Below are 14,818 nucleotides of genomic sequence, written 5' to 3' on the forward strand. Positions count from 1 at the left end.
CACCAATCACTTTTTAAAAAAGGTTCAGCTGGATTGTAATACACGACAGACCGCCCGGGTGAAAGTCTCCGTATCTGTATCTCCCCCAAGGTCAGGGGTCCTGATGCCGGCCAGCAGCACCGACTGGATCGCTGCCTCGATGAGATCGGCCTCCTCGGGGTAACCGAGATGATCCAGCATCATCGCTCCGCTCAGTATCGCAGCAATCGGGTTCGCTCTGCCGGTGCCGGCGATATCCGGCGCGCTCCCGTGGACTGGTTCGAAGAGGGCGTGCCGGTCGCCCAGGTTCGCGCTCGGGAGCATTCCAAGCCCGCCGGCCAGGTAGCCGGTCACGTCGCTGAGGATGTCGCCGAAGAGGTTGGTCGTGACGATCACATCGTAGGCCTCGGGGTGGAGGAGCACGTCCAGGCAGAGCGCATCTATCAGCCTGGCCGCGTGCGGAACATTATACTCTTCCGCCACCGCGGTGCAGAGGGAGAGGAAGAGCCGGTCCGACCTGAGCACATTGGCCTTGTGGCCGATCGTCAGGTGCCCGTTTCGTTCCCTGGCCAGGATTGATGCCCGGGTCGCAATCCTGCGCGTCCCCTTCTTCGAGACGACCCTGACCGTGCAGGCCCGGTCCTCCTCCTCCCATTCGATCCCTGAGTAAAGTCCCTCGGTGTTCTCCCGGACGGTCACCAGGTCGACCCCCGACGCCCTGACCGGCCGGAGGTTGGCATACAGGTCGAGCGCTTTTCGAATCTGCAGGATCACGCTCGGGTACTCCCCCTCCGGGGGGGTGGTGATCGCACCGAAGAGGACGGCGTCGGCCTCCTTCATCATGGCAAGATCTCCACTGGTCAGGGCCGAGCCGGTCCTCTGCCACCGGGCGTACCCGACCTCGACCGGCACCCACTCCCAGTCTGGATTGATCGTGGAGAGGATGGCGACGGCGGCCGGGATCACTTCCCTGCCGATCCCGTCCCCTTCGGCGACGGCGATGGTGGTCATCCCCGATCCCTCCACTCCTTTACCAGTGCCTGGATCGAGTTCGCAATATCGGCAGGGGACGCCCCCCAGTGGACCACCGCCCCATAGCGCCCGTGGTGCACGCCGATTCCTGTCCGTTCGATCCTGCAGCACCTGGCGATGAACGGTTCTTCACTGACCTGATCCACCGGACAGGTGTTCAGCAGGGTCATCTCCTGGTCGCAGCATTCATGATAGAGCGCAGCCCCGGTCATGCACCCGGCGACCTTCTCGCCCCCCTGCATCGCATCTGCGTCGAGGGTCCGATGAAACCCGGCGGCCCTGCAGGGAAAGACGTCGGCATTCCAGGTGCTGATGTCCAGGATGTGGTGGACGAACTTAACCGAAAGATCGCCGAAGAGGCCACAAGCCTCGAGTTCTTTGATACAGGCGCTGAGGCTCGGACGGGGCGGGATGATGTCATAGACCTGGATGGTGAGGAGTTCGTCCGGGTCGGGGTCAAGCACAAAGGTCAGGTGTTCATCGAGACCGGTGAAGACGGTGCACCGGTACCCGCTCTCGGCAGCCAGTCTGACCAGCAGAGCATGGTCATGGATCTGCACCTTTCCGGGGTAGTAGTAGACCTGCTCAGCCGGTACGATCACCTCCTCGCTCTGGATTGATCGCATCAGACCGGTTCCATGTGGGTCTGGCACCACCTTCACAAGGTCATAACTGGGAGGGTTGCCGGCCACCCTGAGCAGATACTGGCTCAAAAAGTAGACCTTATCCCCGCACGGCCTGGTGGAGGCGACCCCTACCCCCTTGCAGTGGATGATCATCGCCGCCCCTTCCAGAAGGCGACAAGACCGCCGGCCTTGAGGATCGCCTGCATGTGGGGGGAGAGTGGGGTGACCCAGAGCGTCTGTTCGCCCGCGGTGACGACTCCCTCTGAGAGGTCGAAGCTGACCATCTCCCCGTCGACACACCGGAGGTCGGCCTCGACCAGGGGCAGGCCGATGTTGATGGCGTTCCGGAAGAAGATCCTGGCGAAGGAGGGTGCGACAACCCCGACGACCCCTGCCAGTTTCAGGGCCACCGGGGCCTGCTCCCGCGACGACCCGCACCCAAAGTTCTCTCCGGCGACGATGACGGCCCCCTCCAGCCGGCCGGCCAGGGTAGGGTCCAGGTCTTCGAAGGCGTGGTCAGCCCAGATCGAGCGGTCGGTGGTCCGGAGGTACCGGCCGGCGATGATCAGATCGGTGTCGATGTCGCGGCCGACGCAGACTGCCGGTCCTTCTCCCTTCATCAGAGCCCCTCCGGACTGGTGATCTCGCCGGTGAGGGCACTGGCCGCGGCTGTGCCGGGTGAGGAGAGGTAGATCGAGCCCCCGACCCCCATCCGATTGAGGAAGTTCCTGTTGGCCGTCGAGAGGCAGACCTCCCCCTCCCCGAGCACCCCCATATGGGCGCCGAGGCAGGGGCCGCACCCGGGCGGGCCGATCATGCACCCGGCACTGATCAGATCTGCAAGCACGCCGGTGGAGGCGGCCTCTGCGAGCACCTTCTGCGAGGCAGGGACGACCACCGTTCGAACGGTGACCTTCTTCCCCTTCACGATGGCGGCGAACCTGGCCAGGTCCCCGTACCGCCCGTTGGTGCAGGTGCCGAGGAAGACCTGGTCCAGGCGGACCCCGGCGACATCGGTGACCGGTCGGACCGTGTCGACCCGGTTGGGGACGGCGACCAGCGGCTCGACATCGGCGAGATCAATCGTCAGGGTCTCCAGGTATTTTCCCTCCTCCGGGACCTGGGTGACCGCCCCGTCGTCATCTCTTCCAGATGCCGCCAGGTACCTCCTGGTCTCCTGGTCCGCGTAGAAGAGGCCCGCCTTAGCCCCGGTCTCGATGGCGAGGTTGGCCATCGTCAGCCTTCCCTCCATTGGGATTGAGGCCGCCCCCTCTCCGGTGAATTCCAGGGCCCGGTAGGTAGCCCCGCCCATCCCGAGGAGCGAGACATACCGGAGGGCCAGGTCTTTCGGCTCGGCAGCGCCGGTCAGTTCTCCGGTGAGGTCGACTCTGATCGTCTCGGGAACCTTCAGCCAGATGCACCCTGAGGCCCAGATCGCGGCCATGTCGGTCGCCCCGACCCCGGTGGCGAAGGCACCGAACGCCCCGAGCGTGCAGGTGTGCGAGTCGGCTCCGATCACCACGCTCCCGGGGAGGACCCCCCCTTCGGCGAGCACCTGGTGGCAGATCCCTTCCCCGCAGTCGGAGAGGCGGATCCCTGAAGCCCTGGAGAAAGTCCGGAGCTTCTGCTGGAGGGTGGCGGTGGTGCTGTTGTTGGCAGGGACGATGTGGTCGAAGAGGATCTGTAACTGCTCGGGATGGGCTGGTATTCCCCCACCCATCTCCTCCCAGGCCTGGAGGGTCAGGACCCCTGTCCCGTCATGGGCATATGCGGTGTCGATCTGCCGGTCCAGGTAGGTGCCGGCCGCTCCCCCCAGAATCCGTTCGGCGAGCGTGGCCATCAGCACCTCCCCTCCTCAACCTGCAGGATCAGGTCCTTCAGCACCTCGGGAGTGATGCTGCACTTATGTTCGCTCCGCTCCTTTATCAGGGCCAGCACCTGTCCGATCTGTGGATCGGTCAACTGGTGTCCGAGGGAGGCCGTCACGTACCGGAGTGCCTTGGTGCCGGTGTGCTTTCCGAGGATGAACTGCCGTCCCCTGCCGACCAGGGCCGGGGGGAGATACTCATAGGTCGCCGGATCCTCGAGCATCGCTGCGATATGGATCCCGCTCTCATGCGAGAAGACCAGGTCCCCGACCACCGGCTTGTTCCTTGGAACCGGCAGTCCGGACGAAGTTGATACCTGAGCGGAGAGTTCGCCCAGGTGCGAGAGATCGTACCTGACAACGCCCCCTTTCAGGTTGAGCAGCACCAGCACCTCCTCGAGCGAGGCATTGCCGGCCCGTTCTCCGATCCCATTGACGGTGGTGTGGAGCTGGAATGCTCCCGCAGCCGCTGCGGTGATCGTGTTGGCCGTCGCACAGCCCATATCGTTATGACAATGGGCACAGAGCGGGACGCTGACGCTGCTGCAGAGGTCGCTCATCACGGAGTACATCTCGAGCGGGGTCAGGCAGCCGACGGTGTCAGCGAACGAGACGAGGGCCGCGCCACGCTCTCCTCCTGCCCGGTACATCTCCTTTAAGAACGCCGGGTCTGTCCGGGAGGCGTCCTCTGCCGCGAACCTGACCGCCAGGTCGTGGTCACGGGCCAGGTCGATCATATCGAGGGCACCGGCCAGCACCACCTCACGCGGTTTTCTGTACTTGTGCCTGATGTGCAGGTCGGAGGTCGCGATGAAGAGGGAGACCATGTCCACCTCAGCGGCGGCAGCGGCCTCGACATCCTCTGGTCGGGCGCGGGCCAGGCAGCAGATTCGGGCGTCCAGGTCCATCCTGCTGATGGCCGTCACGCACCGTTTCTCCTCTGGAGAGACGGTGGGGAACCCTGCCTCGATCACGTCGACTCCGACCTGATCGAGCATCCCGGCGATCTTCATCTTTTCATCACAGGTGAACGAAACCCCTGGGGTCTGTTCGCCGTCCCGCAGGGTCACATCACAGATCTCAACATTCCATTGTTCAGGACACATAACTCTCTCCTCTCATGCACGCCCCCTGCACCACCAGGGTGCATGGGCGTCTGGTCTCTGCCAGGGCATGGGCGAGACCGGTCTGGTCGTCGGCTGAGACGACGATCGGGTCCGCCCATTGAATATATTTCAGCAGATCCGGGATCTGCTGCCGGCCGGTCATCCCCATGCACCGGTTCTGAAGCACGATGCAGAGGAGGGGTGACCGCTTCTCATATACCTCGATCAGGGCATTGATCCCGCTGTGGAGGAGTGCATAGTCGCCGGTCAGGGCGACCCCGGTGCTTGTCGAGGCGACAGCGATCGAGGAGCCGAGACCGTACGACCCCCATCCGAAAGAGTACGGGGGGTTTTGGGTCAGGAGTGCACACCCCGTGTCGCAGATCGCCTGCCGGTCTTCTGCGCTGAACATGGAGAAGAGCAGGTGAAACGGGCAGTCACTGCAGAAGGTTGTGTATGAGCCCCGCTCCTGCAGGGACTCTGCCACCCCCTCCGGCAGTGTCGGCGTTGTCGGGAGGGCCACGTCGGTGAAGGTCCCCGCTGCCCTGCACCGGTCGGCCCATGCCACCATCTGCGGGTGCTGTTCTGCCGCTCTCACCATCCGACCAAAGTACGTCAGGTCTGTGGGTGCCAGGCTCCCGGTCTCCTGCGCCCGGCAGACCGTTCCTGTCGCTGCCTCGCCGGCCAGTTGATCTGGTGTGACCCTGACCAGCACCACTCGTGAAAAGGCTGCAGATGCTTGAAATGCCGTTTCGATCCCCTCGCCGACGGCCTGCATGTCGAGGGTGATCACCGGCACGCCGGCCAGCTCCCGATAGTGGCGGGAGTCCTGTCCGTTCTGCGACTGAGCTGCTGTCGGGTCATCCCCGACGACCACCACGACGCCGGCCACCAGCCCCTGGGTGGTGGCCTCGATCAGCGGGTCGGCACAGGCGTTCAGCCCGACATGTTTGATGATCAGGCAGGCCCGTCTGTTGGAAAGAGAGTCTCCGAGTGCCTTCTCGAGCCCGACCTTCTCGTTGATCACCAGGTCCGCCCCGGTGAGACGGACCAGATCGGTGACTGGGTATCCGGGCACCGCATAGCACCGGTCAGTCGCCGCTCTGATCGCGCCGACCAGTGCTTCGGTGCCTGTGCCCATCAGAGGTCCCTCCCGGGGACAAGGTCACAGCCGGTGCAGGTAGTGCACATTGTCAGGGCTAGGTTTGGGTCCAGGTGTTCGCGTTCGAGTGCCCGGGCATGGTAGGTGGCAAGTCTGATCAGTCGCTCAGGTGTGGGTCGCTCTGCCCCGGTCAATCCGGCGACCGGGTTCAGCGGGCGGAGGCACGGGATCACGCCGGCTCTGGTCAGTTCATCGATACCGGCGCAGACCTCCTGATCACTCTCCCCGAGCCCGACGATCAGGTTGGAGAAGACATGACCCCTGCCAAAGAGGGGGACTGAGTCGGTCAATGCCTTCCAGATCGCGCTCCGATTGAGATCAGGACAGTTCAGGGAGAAGAGTTCTTCGGTGGCGGTCTCGATGTTGAACTTCACCTCCGCCACCTCGAGGGCGTGCAGCCGGCTCGGAGTCTTCTCTGTCGGGTAGATCGAGACCCCGATCGGGAGGTGGAACCGCTGGAGCTGGGGGAGGATCTCTGTACAGATATAGTCCTCTTCCTCCTCGCAGGTGGAGTGGACTCCGCTGGTGATCGAGATCGCATCGATCTGATCGACGACCGCCTCGATCATCGCGACCACCTCGCCGGGGGCCTTCCGTCTCCCCTCCAATGATGGTACCGGACAGTACCTGCACTGAAAACTGCAGGACCCGGTCACCGTGATATAGGCCTGCCTTGGGCAGTGGAGCCCGATCGCTTCGAGCTTGCCCACGATCACCTCGTCTCCCCTGCAGAGGCGGGCATCGCCGTCTCCCTGGTGGATGAGGGTGAGTGGACTCTTCTGATTCAGACTGAGCCTGACCCGATGGTTTCCGTCAGAGAAGAAGACCGAACCGCCTCCCCCTGCACCCGGGCCGGCCGAGGATGAGGAGGTATATCGGTCGATCGGTGCACCCTCCACCCTGACCCCTCCGGCTGTCAGGAGCTCGGCTTTCAGCCTTTTCCATTCCATAGTTCGAGCGCCTCCTCGTACCTGGTCGAGAACGGGATCGCTGCCACTGCTCCGATTGCTCCCCGTCCGCTCAGGACAATCTCTAGATGTTCGTCCTTGATCTGCTGCAGGTCGTCCCAGCTGACCTGGCCCCGCTTCACCTGTTCACCAAAGGGTCTGAGTGGGGCTGGATCGAACCCGATAAAGACGGCCATCCCGGTCTCGTCGGAGAGAGTGTACTCTTCGAGCAGCGCTTTGAACCGGCTGGTCAGCCCTGCCGGATCGGTAGTCGCGAACTCGCAGACCAGGCCGACGCAGTTCTTGGTCCGGAACGGGACCGGGAAGAGCTGGACGATCGTATGGGAGAGATACATAGATTCCTGGTCCTCGACTTCCTTTGCGATGTTGTGGGCGAGGGTCCAGGTGGCCCCGGCCTCAGGGGTGTCGGTGTCGTCGACCCCGATCAGCACCCGCTGTCGGGCCGGCATCCAGATCGTCGCACTCGCGACCTTCCCCCCGCCGGCCGGGTCGCTCCTGCTTCTGATCACGCCATCTGCGTTCGATCGGGCGCAGGCCGCCCCGACGCCACCGCCGCCCATCCCGATGTAGGTGATCCCGACCTCATCGCCGGCGACCGTAACCTCTGAGATCCCGGCCGGAAACCGCGAACCCTCCAGGTCGAGCGTGACCTTCCCCTTCTTGAGCAGGTACCGCATTGTGGATCCGATGGCTCTGGTCGAGGTGACGAGCGGGCTCTGGGCATAGTGGTGGCCGCACCACATCGCCCCTCCGATGCAGTCGAAGAACTCGATCAATTCGACCTGGCCGGTATCTGGATCGGTGACTGCGGCGATCTTTGCATAGGAGGTGGTGTACGGGTCAGAGATGTTCGCCATAGAGCCCTGCCGCCTCCACTCCTTTGTTTGCCCAGAGAACTGCTCCGAGGGCGCCTATGCGCCCTTTTGTCGGAACCGGCAGGAGGAATTGAATCCCGCACGCTTCAGCTCCTGCCGTCGCCTGGTCAACGGTCAGGATCTCGGTCTTCACGCGGGCTGCCAGGTCCCCTGTGTCGGGTAAGGTGATGCCTGAAAACCAGGCGATCCCGGCTTCTTCACTGTGGGTATGGGTCAGCACATACTCCCTGACAAACTCAAGTAGGGCTTCCACCTTCTCGGGGAGGACGGCGAAGTTCAGGGCAGAGCCGACGCAGTTGGTGGTCTTGTTCGGAACGTCCGGGTTCAACTGTATCAGCCGCATGTTCAGGAACTCGACCCCTTGGATGGTACAGGCTTCGGCGCATTTCAGAGCCATCACCCAGGTGGCACCTTCGGTTTTGGTATCGGTGTCATCGATCCCGATCGTGATCTTCTCGTACCGTGGGGAGACGATCCTGACATGGTTGGTCCGGGCCCCGCCGACCAGCAGATCCTCTTCAGTTGGGTATTCGGCCCGGATCACACCCGGGGCCTGGGGAAGGCAGGCGGCGATCCCGACACCGGCTCCGGCGATCCCCCGCCAGATTGTGATAACCTCGTCGCCGTTCACCTCGACACCCTCCAGTGCCTGCCCGCCAATCGTATCCCCAGCAGAGCCGAAGTTCACCGGGTACGTACCGATCCTTGCCTGGATCGTCATCGCCGCCCCTTCGACTGCACAGGTGATGACGGCACCCCTGGCCCTGGCTCTATTCATCGCGTCCCATTCGATGGTGCCCCTGGACTGACACTGTTCCAGGATCTCGGCAATGCCTGCCTGCTCGTCGACCATCACAAGAAACTTCTTTGAGAAGAGCGGTCCAAAACGCTCTCTTACCTGTTCAGGGGTATAGATAATCATATTATCGCCGAAATTATCGTTAACAGAAATCTCGTCCGTTTAATATAAATATTCCTATCCATTCTCCTCAGTTTTTCCACATTCTGTCCCTCTATAGTATTGTCTCTCCTATCGTCTGTTGCATACTCTCTGACTGGGGCGCACAAAGGGATGGTACTGGTCTGCCTCCTATGGATGGTATCGGGAAGGGATGGAAAAAATCCAAAATCTGTTCTTTAATTGAGTAATGATGGAATGTATGGCGATTTTTCCGTATTAAAAATTTTTATATTATATATAACTTTATCTTTTGAGATAACTTAAAATTAAGTCACTATTTTAAATATAGCCGAATATTCGCCTCAAATTGCCTCAATTGATAGCAAATTACGATGTAAAATAATTAAGAAACTATTTATAATGTTACGTTCCTGTAGTAATCAGAGGGTGTTAGATGAATATACGATCCAAAAAACGAATCTTACTCATTATCCTCTCCTTATTCTGCTTGGTACAGGCAGCGGCAGCCGCAACGATCGTCGCGGCAGCTGACAGCAGTTCGTCGTCGAAGGCGACGGCCCAGTATGTCTGCGATGGTTCTGGAGACCAGACACAGATCAATGCTGCACTTGCTTCAGGGGGAACGGTACAGCTGACTGAAGGGACATTTTATACCGATGGAACGATCTCTCCGAAGGGAAACTCTGTGCTGAAAGGGCAGGGTCCCGACAAGACTGTCATCAAAATGAGCGGCGATTATGGCGCCCGTATCGATATAACGAAGGATTATACTACAGTCCAGGATCTTAAGATAACCCAACGCGGGTGGCTGATGATCCAGGCCAGCCATATTAAGATCCATAATGTCGTGATCCAGGACTCTAAGAAGACCGCACCGACGGTCAACGGTATGTTCTTCGTCTGGGCCAATGGCAGGGTCTGTGAGGATATCGAGTTCGTCGACTGCCAGGCGATCGATGTCGGTTCCACCGGGTTCAATGTGAACGGGATGAACTCTCCGAGGACGACGAAGAATATCAGGTTCGTCAACTGCCTCGCACTCAGGTGTGGGAACGCCGGCTCAGGTAAGATCTGGGCGGTCGGTTTTGATTTCCATGAAGGGGCCGATCTCTATGATCTGCAGGTCACCAACTGTAGGGCAGAGGACAACTGGGAGTCCGGGTTCTATTTCGAACCGAACTTTGTCAATGGCGAAGACCCGAATATGGATCTGCCTGTCCAGAAGAACAGTGTGATGACCAACTGTGTCAGTGTCAATAACGGCTGGCGGAACACGGACGCGACCCGGTTCTACCTTACAGGCTTCTACCTGAGCTGTGGGGTCACCCTCAATAACTGCGTGGCCATCAATAACAAGAACAACGGGTTCTGGGTCTGGCAGAGTGCACAGGACGTGATTTTGAATAGCTGTACCGATGACGGTTCAAACTATGCCTTCCAGTTCCGTACTGGCAGTAACATCCAGTTGAACAATTGTGTCAGCAAGAATGCACGTACCTATGGAATCTATGCCTGGGGTTCCGATGGTGTGAAGGTGAAGAACTTCAAACTGATCAATCCGAAGAAGACGACAGGGAGTATTTCATTAGGTCTCCGTGAGGACCACCCGAACGATCCGTGGCCTGTGCGAAACTGTGTCTTTGAGATCTATGTGACCGGCGTCGACCCCGCAAAGGTGATCACCTATCACAACTGTGCAAACAACCAGATCTCTCTGAATGGTTATGTCGGTCCAGAACCGACGACCACCATATCACCAGGTCCGACTTCGAACCCGACGACACCGATCGTCACGATCCCATTGCCCGGTCAGACTCTGACCCAGATACCAACCCCAGTAGCCTTCGGAACTTCGGTGATTCCGGGTGTGATCCAGGCCGCGGACTATGACAGTGGCGGCGAGGGTGTCGGGTATCATGACATCACCTCGGGTAACCAGGGTGGGGCCTACAGATCCGACGATGTGGATATCGAATACTGCTCAGGCGTGGATGGACCTGTTGTCGGATACATGAGACCAGGTGAATGGCTTGCCTACACGGTGACTGTCAGTACTGCAGGCGTCTATGATGCGACGTTCAAGGTGGCCAGCCCCACTGATGGGAATTCGTTCACCGTCACGATGGACGATACACCGATCACGACGGTGGTCGTGCCGAACACCGGCTCCTACGGCACCTATACGACGGTGAAGATGCCGGTCTGGGTGCTCGCAGGCAAGCACCAGATGAAGGTGGTCACTACCGGGTATCATAACCTGGCGACGATGGAATTCAGTCCACACACCGATACACCACTGCCAACCACGACCACAACGGTCACAACGACCACGGCTCAGACCACCGCGACCCTTCCACCCTCGACACATGGTGCGACGAGCATACCGGGTACCATTCTGGCCGGGAACTATGACGATGGCGGCGAGGGTGTGGCCTACCATGACACCACCCCGGGTAACCAGGGCGGACAGTACCGGAGTGACGATGTGGACATCGAATACTCTGCAACAGAGAGCGCCAATGTGCTCTCCTATGTCAGACCGGGAGAATGGATACGATATACTGCAAATGTGGCCGCTGCGGGCGTCTATGATGCCTCGTTCAGGGTGTCGACACCCAAGAGCGGTACTTCGTTCATGGTTCAGGTGGACGGCATGGACGCCTGTATGGTGAATGTGCCCAACACGGGGTCCTTTGACCAGTATACGACCGTGGTCCAGCAGATATCATTGCCGGCAGGACTCCATCAGATCAGGATCAACTTCAACGGTTATGACAACCTGGTCTCCATGAGGTTCCAACCCTCGGGTGGAGCGACCACTCAGACTCCGACAGTGACCCAGACGACTGCGCCGACATCGGTGGCACCCACCAGCACGCTGCTGCCGGTTCCGGTCCCCAAGTCTTATGGTGATGGAGTCATCCCTGGCGTGATCGAGGCTGAGGACTACAACACCGGCGGTGAAGGAGTCGGGTATTACGATACCACTCCAGGCAACGCTGGTGGACAGTACCGGAACGACGATGCTGATATCGAGTACAACAATGGTGAGAACAGCCCGGTGGTCTGCTACATGCGGGCAGGCGAGTGGCTCAAATATACGGTGAATGTGCAGAGTACGACCCTCTACGATGTCTCGTTCCGGGTATCGAGCCCACAGTCGGGCACGACGATGAACCTCCAGGTTGACGGTTCGACAGTCTGCCAGGTGTCGGTTCCAAACACCGGCTCCTATGATACCTATGCAACGGTCACCAAGCAGGTGTCGCTCGCTGCAGGGCCGCATGTGCTGAAACTGGTGGAAGGAGGGAACCAGAACCTGAACTGGATCAAGTTCACTGCACGTGGAGTAACTCAGGGTGCTGCCCTGCCAGAGGTAACCGCAAACCAGACGGTCTCGGAGGCGACTCCGCTGCCGATTGTCGCTGAAGAGACGCCGGCGGTGACTGTCCCTGTGACGACCATCCTGCCGGTCACCATCCCAGTGACAACGGAGCAGCCGGCACCTGCTGATACATCAGCCGCAGTGAATGTTACAACTCCCGCAGTGTCGTTCACTCCGGCACCGGTGGAGGCGCAGACCCAGATTCCGGTCAGCACTCCATTGCCGGAGATCACCCAGTCCGCACCGGTTCAGACAGTGACCCCGATCCAGACTGCGGTCACTACAATGGTGAGCACGACGCTGCCGGCAACGACGGTGCCCACGACAATGGCAGTGAACACCACGGTCATCCAGACGGCGACCCCGGTTGCGACGGTGACTGAGGCACCTGCGCCCGCAGGTGCCCCGACTTATGTGCCACAGCCGGCAGGGTACGCCCTCCCAGGACGGATAGAGGCCGAGAACTTTAAAGATGGGGGTGAAGGGATAGGCTATCACCTGATCGCTGTGAACAGCACTGGTGGACAGTACAGGAACGATCCAGTCCCTGTCCGGTACTCAACGGTTGAAAAGGGCTACCTGGTCAACAACCTGACAGAGGACACCTGGCTCGCCTATGCGGTCAATGCTCCTGTTGCAGGGAACTACACCGTGGCTCTGCAGGCGTCTGCCCCTGAGAAGACCAGGGTTCAGGTCCAGCTCGATGGCGTGGATCTCTGCACCCTTGAAGTGCCAGAGACGGAGATCTGTTCCCTGGCTAAGACGGAAAAGCCCGTGGCGATCCCGGCAGGGACTCACATCCTGACCCTGAAGCCGCTGGGTTCCGTGAACCTCGACTATCTCCAGTTCATCTGATCCGGGGATATTCCTTTTTTTCGTTGATCAACACGACCGCTGATACGATTTGTATTCTCTGACAGAGATGTACCTGGTGGTTGAAGCCTGCTATAATCCGGCGGAAATCCGGTTCATCGCTGTTGGACGCGAGCTCATTGAAAAATGCCCCCTGCAGGATGCCCGATTTCGCGCGGTCCTAAAAAAAAGCCAATTCTGACTGATCCAGTGAGGGGGTGATTCCTCCACTTCTGTCATCGATCGTTGAAAAAATATTGATTAATTAATAATATTAATAAATTATAGTTAATTGAGTCTGATTTGAGGACATCTCAATTTTCCGGAACCATCCTGAGTTCATAGACAATTAGAAAGATATTAATAACTCCACAAAGGATTTTTACAATGACCTATGACCATTGCACCAATATGATGTTGCTGGTATAGGGAGTACGATTCAGAGAGGTGTATTAAGTATGGCTTTTCATCCACCAGTAGCAATTGTTGCGAAGGCAGGAGACGCCGGCAAGTATAAGGTCGGTCTGCCTGCATGGAACATGGTGCTCCGTGGCTTTATGTCAGGGGCATATATTGCAATGGGCGCTGCCCTTGCCACAGTCTGCAGTACCGGTATCGTAGCCGGGAAGGTTGCGACCGATGCAGGATTTGTAAACGCAGGATTTGCGGCCCCGGGTATCGGTCAGCTGATCCTGGGTGCTGTCTTCCCTGTCGGGCTGATCATCACGATCCTGTGCGGTGCAGAACTCTTCACCGGTGACGCGATGCTCGCTCCAATGGCTGCATTCATCCACAAGGTCAGCTGGGCCGGTGTCCTGAACCTCTGGCTCTGGGTCTATATCGGCAACCTGCTCGGTTCCCTTGTATTTGCATATATCATGGCAAACGGCCCGTTCGTAACCTGGAATGCAGCAGGTGCGGCCTCAATCACCGCGTTTGGGACCAGGGCGATCGCGATCGCGACTACAAAGGTCAGCTATGTCGGTGCAGCCGGCATGTGGTCTCTGTTCCTCAAGGCAGTCGGATGTAACTGGCTCGTCAATCTGGCTGTCCTGCTCGGGATATGTGCTGACGACCTGATCGGCAAGTTCTTTGGGATCTGGTTCCCGATCATGGCCTTCGTCTCCATCGGATTCGAGCACTGTGTTGCAAATATGTACTTCATCCCGGCAGGTCTCTTCACCCAGAGCCTTGTTCCCTCTGCGGCCTCGGCATCACTGACCTGGGTCACAATGTGGACCAACAACATCATTGTAGCTACCCTCGGCAACATCGTCGGCGGTCTCCTCTTTGTTGGGATCCTGTACTGGGTTGCATTCAGAAAAGAAATTCAGGCATTAAAGTAAGAGTCTATCCGATGAAGATCGGTACAATCAATGTGAGGGTCTCGGTCCTTGTGATCGCAGTCTTTCTGACCCTCACTTTTCTTTTGCTGTATAACTGGGTAATGACCGGGAATACGCAGCTTTTAATCTGGGGGATCCCGACGCTGGTCCTGCTGTTGATCATTCCGATGGCGCTCAACTACATGAGCCAGAGCACCTATGTCTCGATGATCCCCATGTATGAGGAAGAGGCGAAATCGGTCAAGATCAATACCATCAACGAGAATCTGAACGGAAAGGCGATCAGGATCGAAGGTGTTGTTGAACGGTGTTACTTCAAGTTTCTGAACCGACCCCAGTACCTGATCGCTGACCGGACCGGCGAGATCTCAGTGAAAATGTTCACCTCTCCGCAGGAGAATGTGAGCAAAGGGGATGTCGTTGAGGTGCTCGGCCAGGTGATCCGGCGGTACGTTGCTGTCGGGGATCCCGTGGTCAATGCGGTCAAGATCCGTAAACTGGAGAGCCCTGAACTCATTGAACGGTACAAAAAAAAGGTGCCATCCCGGAAACGGTGACCAAAGAACGGCATGCGCCCGGTATGAAGGCCGGGTACAAACAATCACTCCTTTTTTCCATATGTTTCTTCCTCTTCTCTTCATCCATTCTGTACACGCCTGGGGCCGGCTGACAGAGGGTCCGGGGGAAAAAAACTTTAA

12 protein-coding genes are annotated in these 14,818 nt (G+C 58.9%); 3 read left to right on the forward strand and 9 right to left on the reverse strand.

Annotated elements, in window-relative coordinates; all coding sequences use genetic code 11:
- Positions 1–24: 24 nt before the first annotated feature.
- From ACFKSJ_RS12085 to ACFKSJ_RS12125, 9 genes are read right to left on the reverse strand one after another with little or no spacing between them, the layout of a single operon-like run.
- Complete coding sequence (locus ACFKSJ_RS12085) at positions 25–990, reverse strand: isocitrate/isopropylmalate dehydrogenase family protein (RefSeq protein ID WP_440950049.1); 966 nt, start codon at positions 988–990, stop codon at positions 25–27.
- The gene (locus tag ACFKSJ_RS12090; RefSeq protein WP_440950050.1) at positions 987–1,790 is read right to left on the reverse strand and encodes a DUF7714 family protein; all 804 of its coding nucleotides are present in this window, start codon (positions 1,788–1,790) and stop codon (positions 987–989) included. Before ACFKSJ_RS12090 ends, ACFKSJ_RS12085 begins: the two co-directional genes overlap by 4 nt.
- Positions 1,787–2,257 (reverse strand): LeuD/DmdB family oxidoreductase small subunit, encoded by a 471-nt coding sequence (locus tag ACFKSJ_RS12095; protein ID WP_440950051.1) that lies wholly within the window; start codon positions 2,255–2,257, stop codon positions 1,787–1,789. Before ACFKSJ_RS12095 ends, ACFKSJ_RS12090 begins: the two co-directional genes overlap by 4 nt.
- Positions 2,257–3,477, reverse strand: coding sequence for a 3-isopropylmalate dehydratase/homoaconitate hydratase family large subunit (locus tag ACFKSJ_RS12100; RefSeq protein WP_440950052.1), 1,221 nt, complete (start codon positions 3,475–3,477; stop codon positions 2,257–2,259). Before ACFKSJ_RS12100 ends, ACFKSJ_RS12095 begins: the two co-directional genes overlap by 1 nt.
- Positions 3,477–4,610 carry a homocitrate synthase/isopropylmalate synthase family protein gene (locus tag ACFKSJ_RS12105; protein ID WP_440950053.1) on the reverse strand — a complete coding sequence of 378 codons (1,134 nt, stop codon included), beginning with the start codon at positions 4,608–4,610 and terminating at the stop codon, positions 3,477–3,479. Before ACFKSJ_RS12105 ends, ACFKSJ_RS12100 begins: the two co-directional genes overlap by 1 nt.
- Positions 4,600–5,751: a thiamine pyrophosphate-dependent enzyme gene (locus ACFKSJ_RS12110; RefSeq protein ID WP_440950054.1), complete on the reverse strand. Its 1,152-nt coding sequence runs from the start codon at positions 5,749–5,751 to the stop codon at positions 4,600–4,602. Before ACFKSJ_RS12110 ends, ACFKSJ_RS12105 begins: the two co-directional genes overlap by 11 nt.
- Positions 5,751–6,722, reverse strand: coding sequence for a radical SAM protein (locus ACFKSJ_RS12115; protein WP_440950055.1), 972 nt, complete (start codon positions 6,720–6,722; stop codon positions 5,751–5,753). The genes ACFKSJ_RS12110 and ACFKSJ_RS12115 overlap by 1 nt, the downstream gene beginning before the upstream one ends.
- Entirely contained in the window at positions 6,704–7,597 is an 894-nt protein-coding gene (mmp11, locus tag ACFKSJ_RS12120) for a methanogenesis marker protein 11 (protein WP_440950056.1), read from the reverse strand. Before mmp11 ends, ACFKSJ_RS12115 begins: the two co-directional genes overlap by 19 nt.
- A complete protein-coding gene (locus ACFKSJ_RS12125; protein WP_440950057.1) occupies positions 7,581–8,537 on the reverse strand; it encodes a tRNA(Ile2) 2-agmatinylcytidine synthetase in 957 nt (318 codons plus the stop codon). The genes mmp11 and ACFKSJ_RS12125 overlap by 17 nt, the downstream gene beginning before the upstream one ends.
- Positions 8,538–9,024: 487 nt before the next feature.
- Here ACFKSJ_RS12125 and ACFKSJ_RS12130 point away from each other — a divergent pair, with 487 nt between their 5' ends.
- The 3 genes from ACFKSJ_RS12130 to ACFKSJ_RS12140 all read left to right on the forward strand — a co-directional run bounded on the left by ACFKSJ_RS12130 (position 9,025) and on the right by ACFKSJ_RS12140 (position 14,677).
- Entirely contained in the window at positions 9,025–12,777 is a 3,753-nt protein-coding gene (locus tag ACFKSJ_RS12130) for a carbohydrate-binding protein (RefSeq protein ID WP_440950058.1), read from the forward strand.
- Between the two features lie 455 nt (positions 12,778–13,232).
- Positions 13,233–14,120: a formate/nitrite transporter family protein gene (locus tag ACFKSJ_RS12135; protein ID WP_440950059.1), complete on the forward strand. Its 888-nt coding sequence runs from the start codon at positions 13,233–13,235 to the stop codon at positions 14,118–14,120.
- Between the two features lie 11 nt (positions 14,121–14,131).
- Positions 14,132–14,677: a nucleotide-binding protein gene (locus ACFKSJ_RS12140; RefSeq protein WP_440950060.1), complete on the forward strand. Its 546-nt coding sequence runs from the start codon at positions 14,132–14,134 to the stop codon at positions 14,675–14,677.
- The last annotated feature ends 141 nt before the right edge of the window (positions 14,678–14,818 follow it).

This window comes from Methanosphaerula subterraneus, from assembly GCF_052055875.1.
Lineage (GTDB): Archaea > Halobacteriota > Methanomicrobia > Methanomicrobiales > Methanospirillaceae > Methanosphaerula > Methanosphaerula subterraneus.

What these genes read in the sequence shown, in the direction of transcription:
- ACFKSJ_RS12135 (WP_440950059.1), top strand. Translation starts at nt 13,233, where the DNA reads ATGGCTTTTCATCCACCAGTAGCAATTGTTGCGAAGGCAGGAGACGCC.
- ACFKSJ_RS12105 (WP_440950053.1), bottom strand. Translation starts at nt 4,610, where the DNA reads ATGTGTCCTGAACAATGGAATGTTGAGATCTGTGATGTGACCCTGCGG.
- ACFKSJ_RS12110 (WP_440950054.1), bottom strand. Translation starts at nt 5,751, where the DNA reads ATGGGCACAGGCACCGAAGCACTGGTCGGCGCGATCAGAGCGGCGACT.
- ACFKSJ_RS12095 (WP_440950051.1), bottom strand. Translation starts at nt 2,257, where the DNA reads ATGAAGGGAGAAGGACCGGCAGTCTGCGTCGGCCGCGACATCGACACC.
- mmp11 (WP_440950056.1), bottom strand. Translation starts at nt 7,597, where the DNA reads ATGGCGAACATCTCTGACCCGTACACCACCTCCTATGCAAAGATCGCC.
- ACFKSJ_RS12100 (WP_440950052.1), bottom strand. Translation starts at nt 3,477, where the DNA reads ATGGCCACGCTCGCCGAACGGATTCTGGGGGGAGCGGCCGGCACCTAC.
- ACFKSJ_RS12115 (WP_440950055.1), bottom strand. Translation starts at nt 6,722, where the DNA reads ATGGAATGGAAAAGGCTGAAAGCCGAGCTCCTGACAGCCGGAGGGGTC.
- ACFKSJ_RS12090 (WP_440950050.1), bottom strand. Translation starts at nt 1,790, where the DNA reads ATGATCATCCACTGCAAGGGGGTAGGGGTCGCCTCCACCAGGCCGTGC.
- ACFKSJ_RS12125 (WP_440950057.1), bottom strand. Translation starts at nt 8,537, where the DNA reads ATGATTATCTATACCCCTGAACAGGTAAGAGAGCGTTTTGGACCGCTC.
- ACFKSJ_RS12140 (WP_440950060.1), top strand. Translation starts at nt 14,132, where the DNA reads ATGAAGATCGGTACAATCAATGTGAGGGTCTCGGTCCTTGTGATCGCA.
- ACFKSJ_RS12085 (WP_440950049.1), bottom strand. Translation starts at nt 990, where the DNA reads ATGACCACCATCGCCGTCGCCGAAGGGGACGGGATCGGCAGGGAAGTG.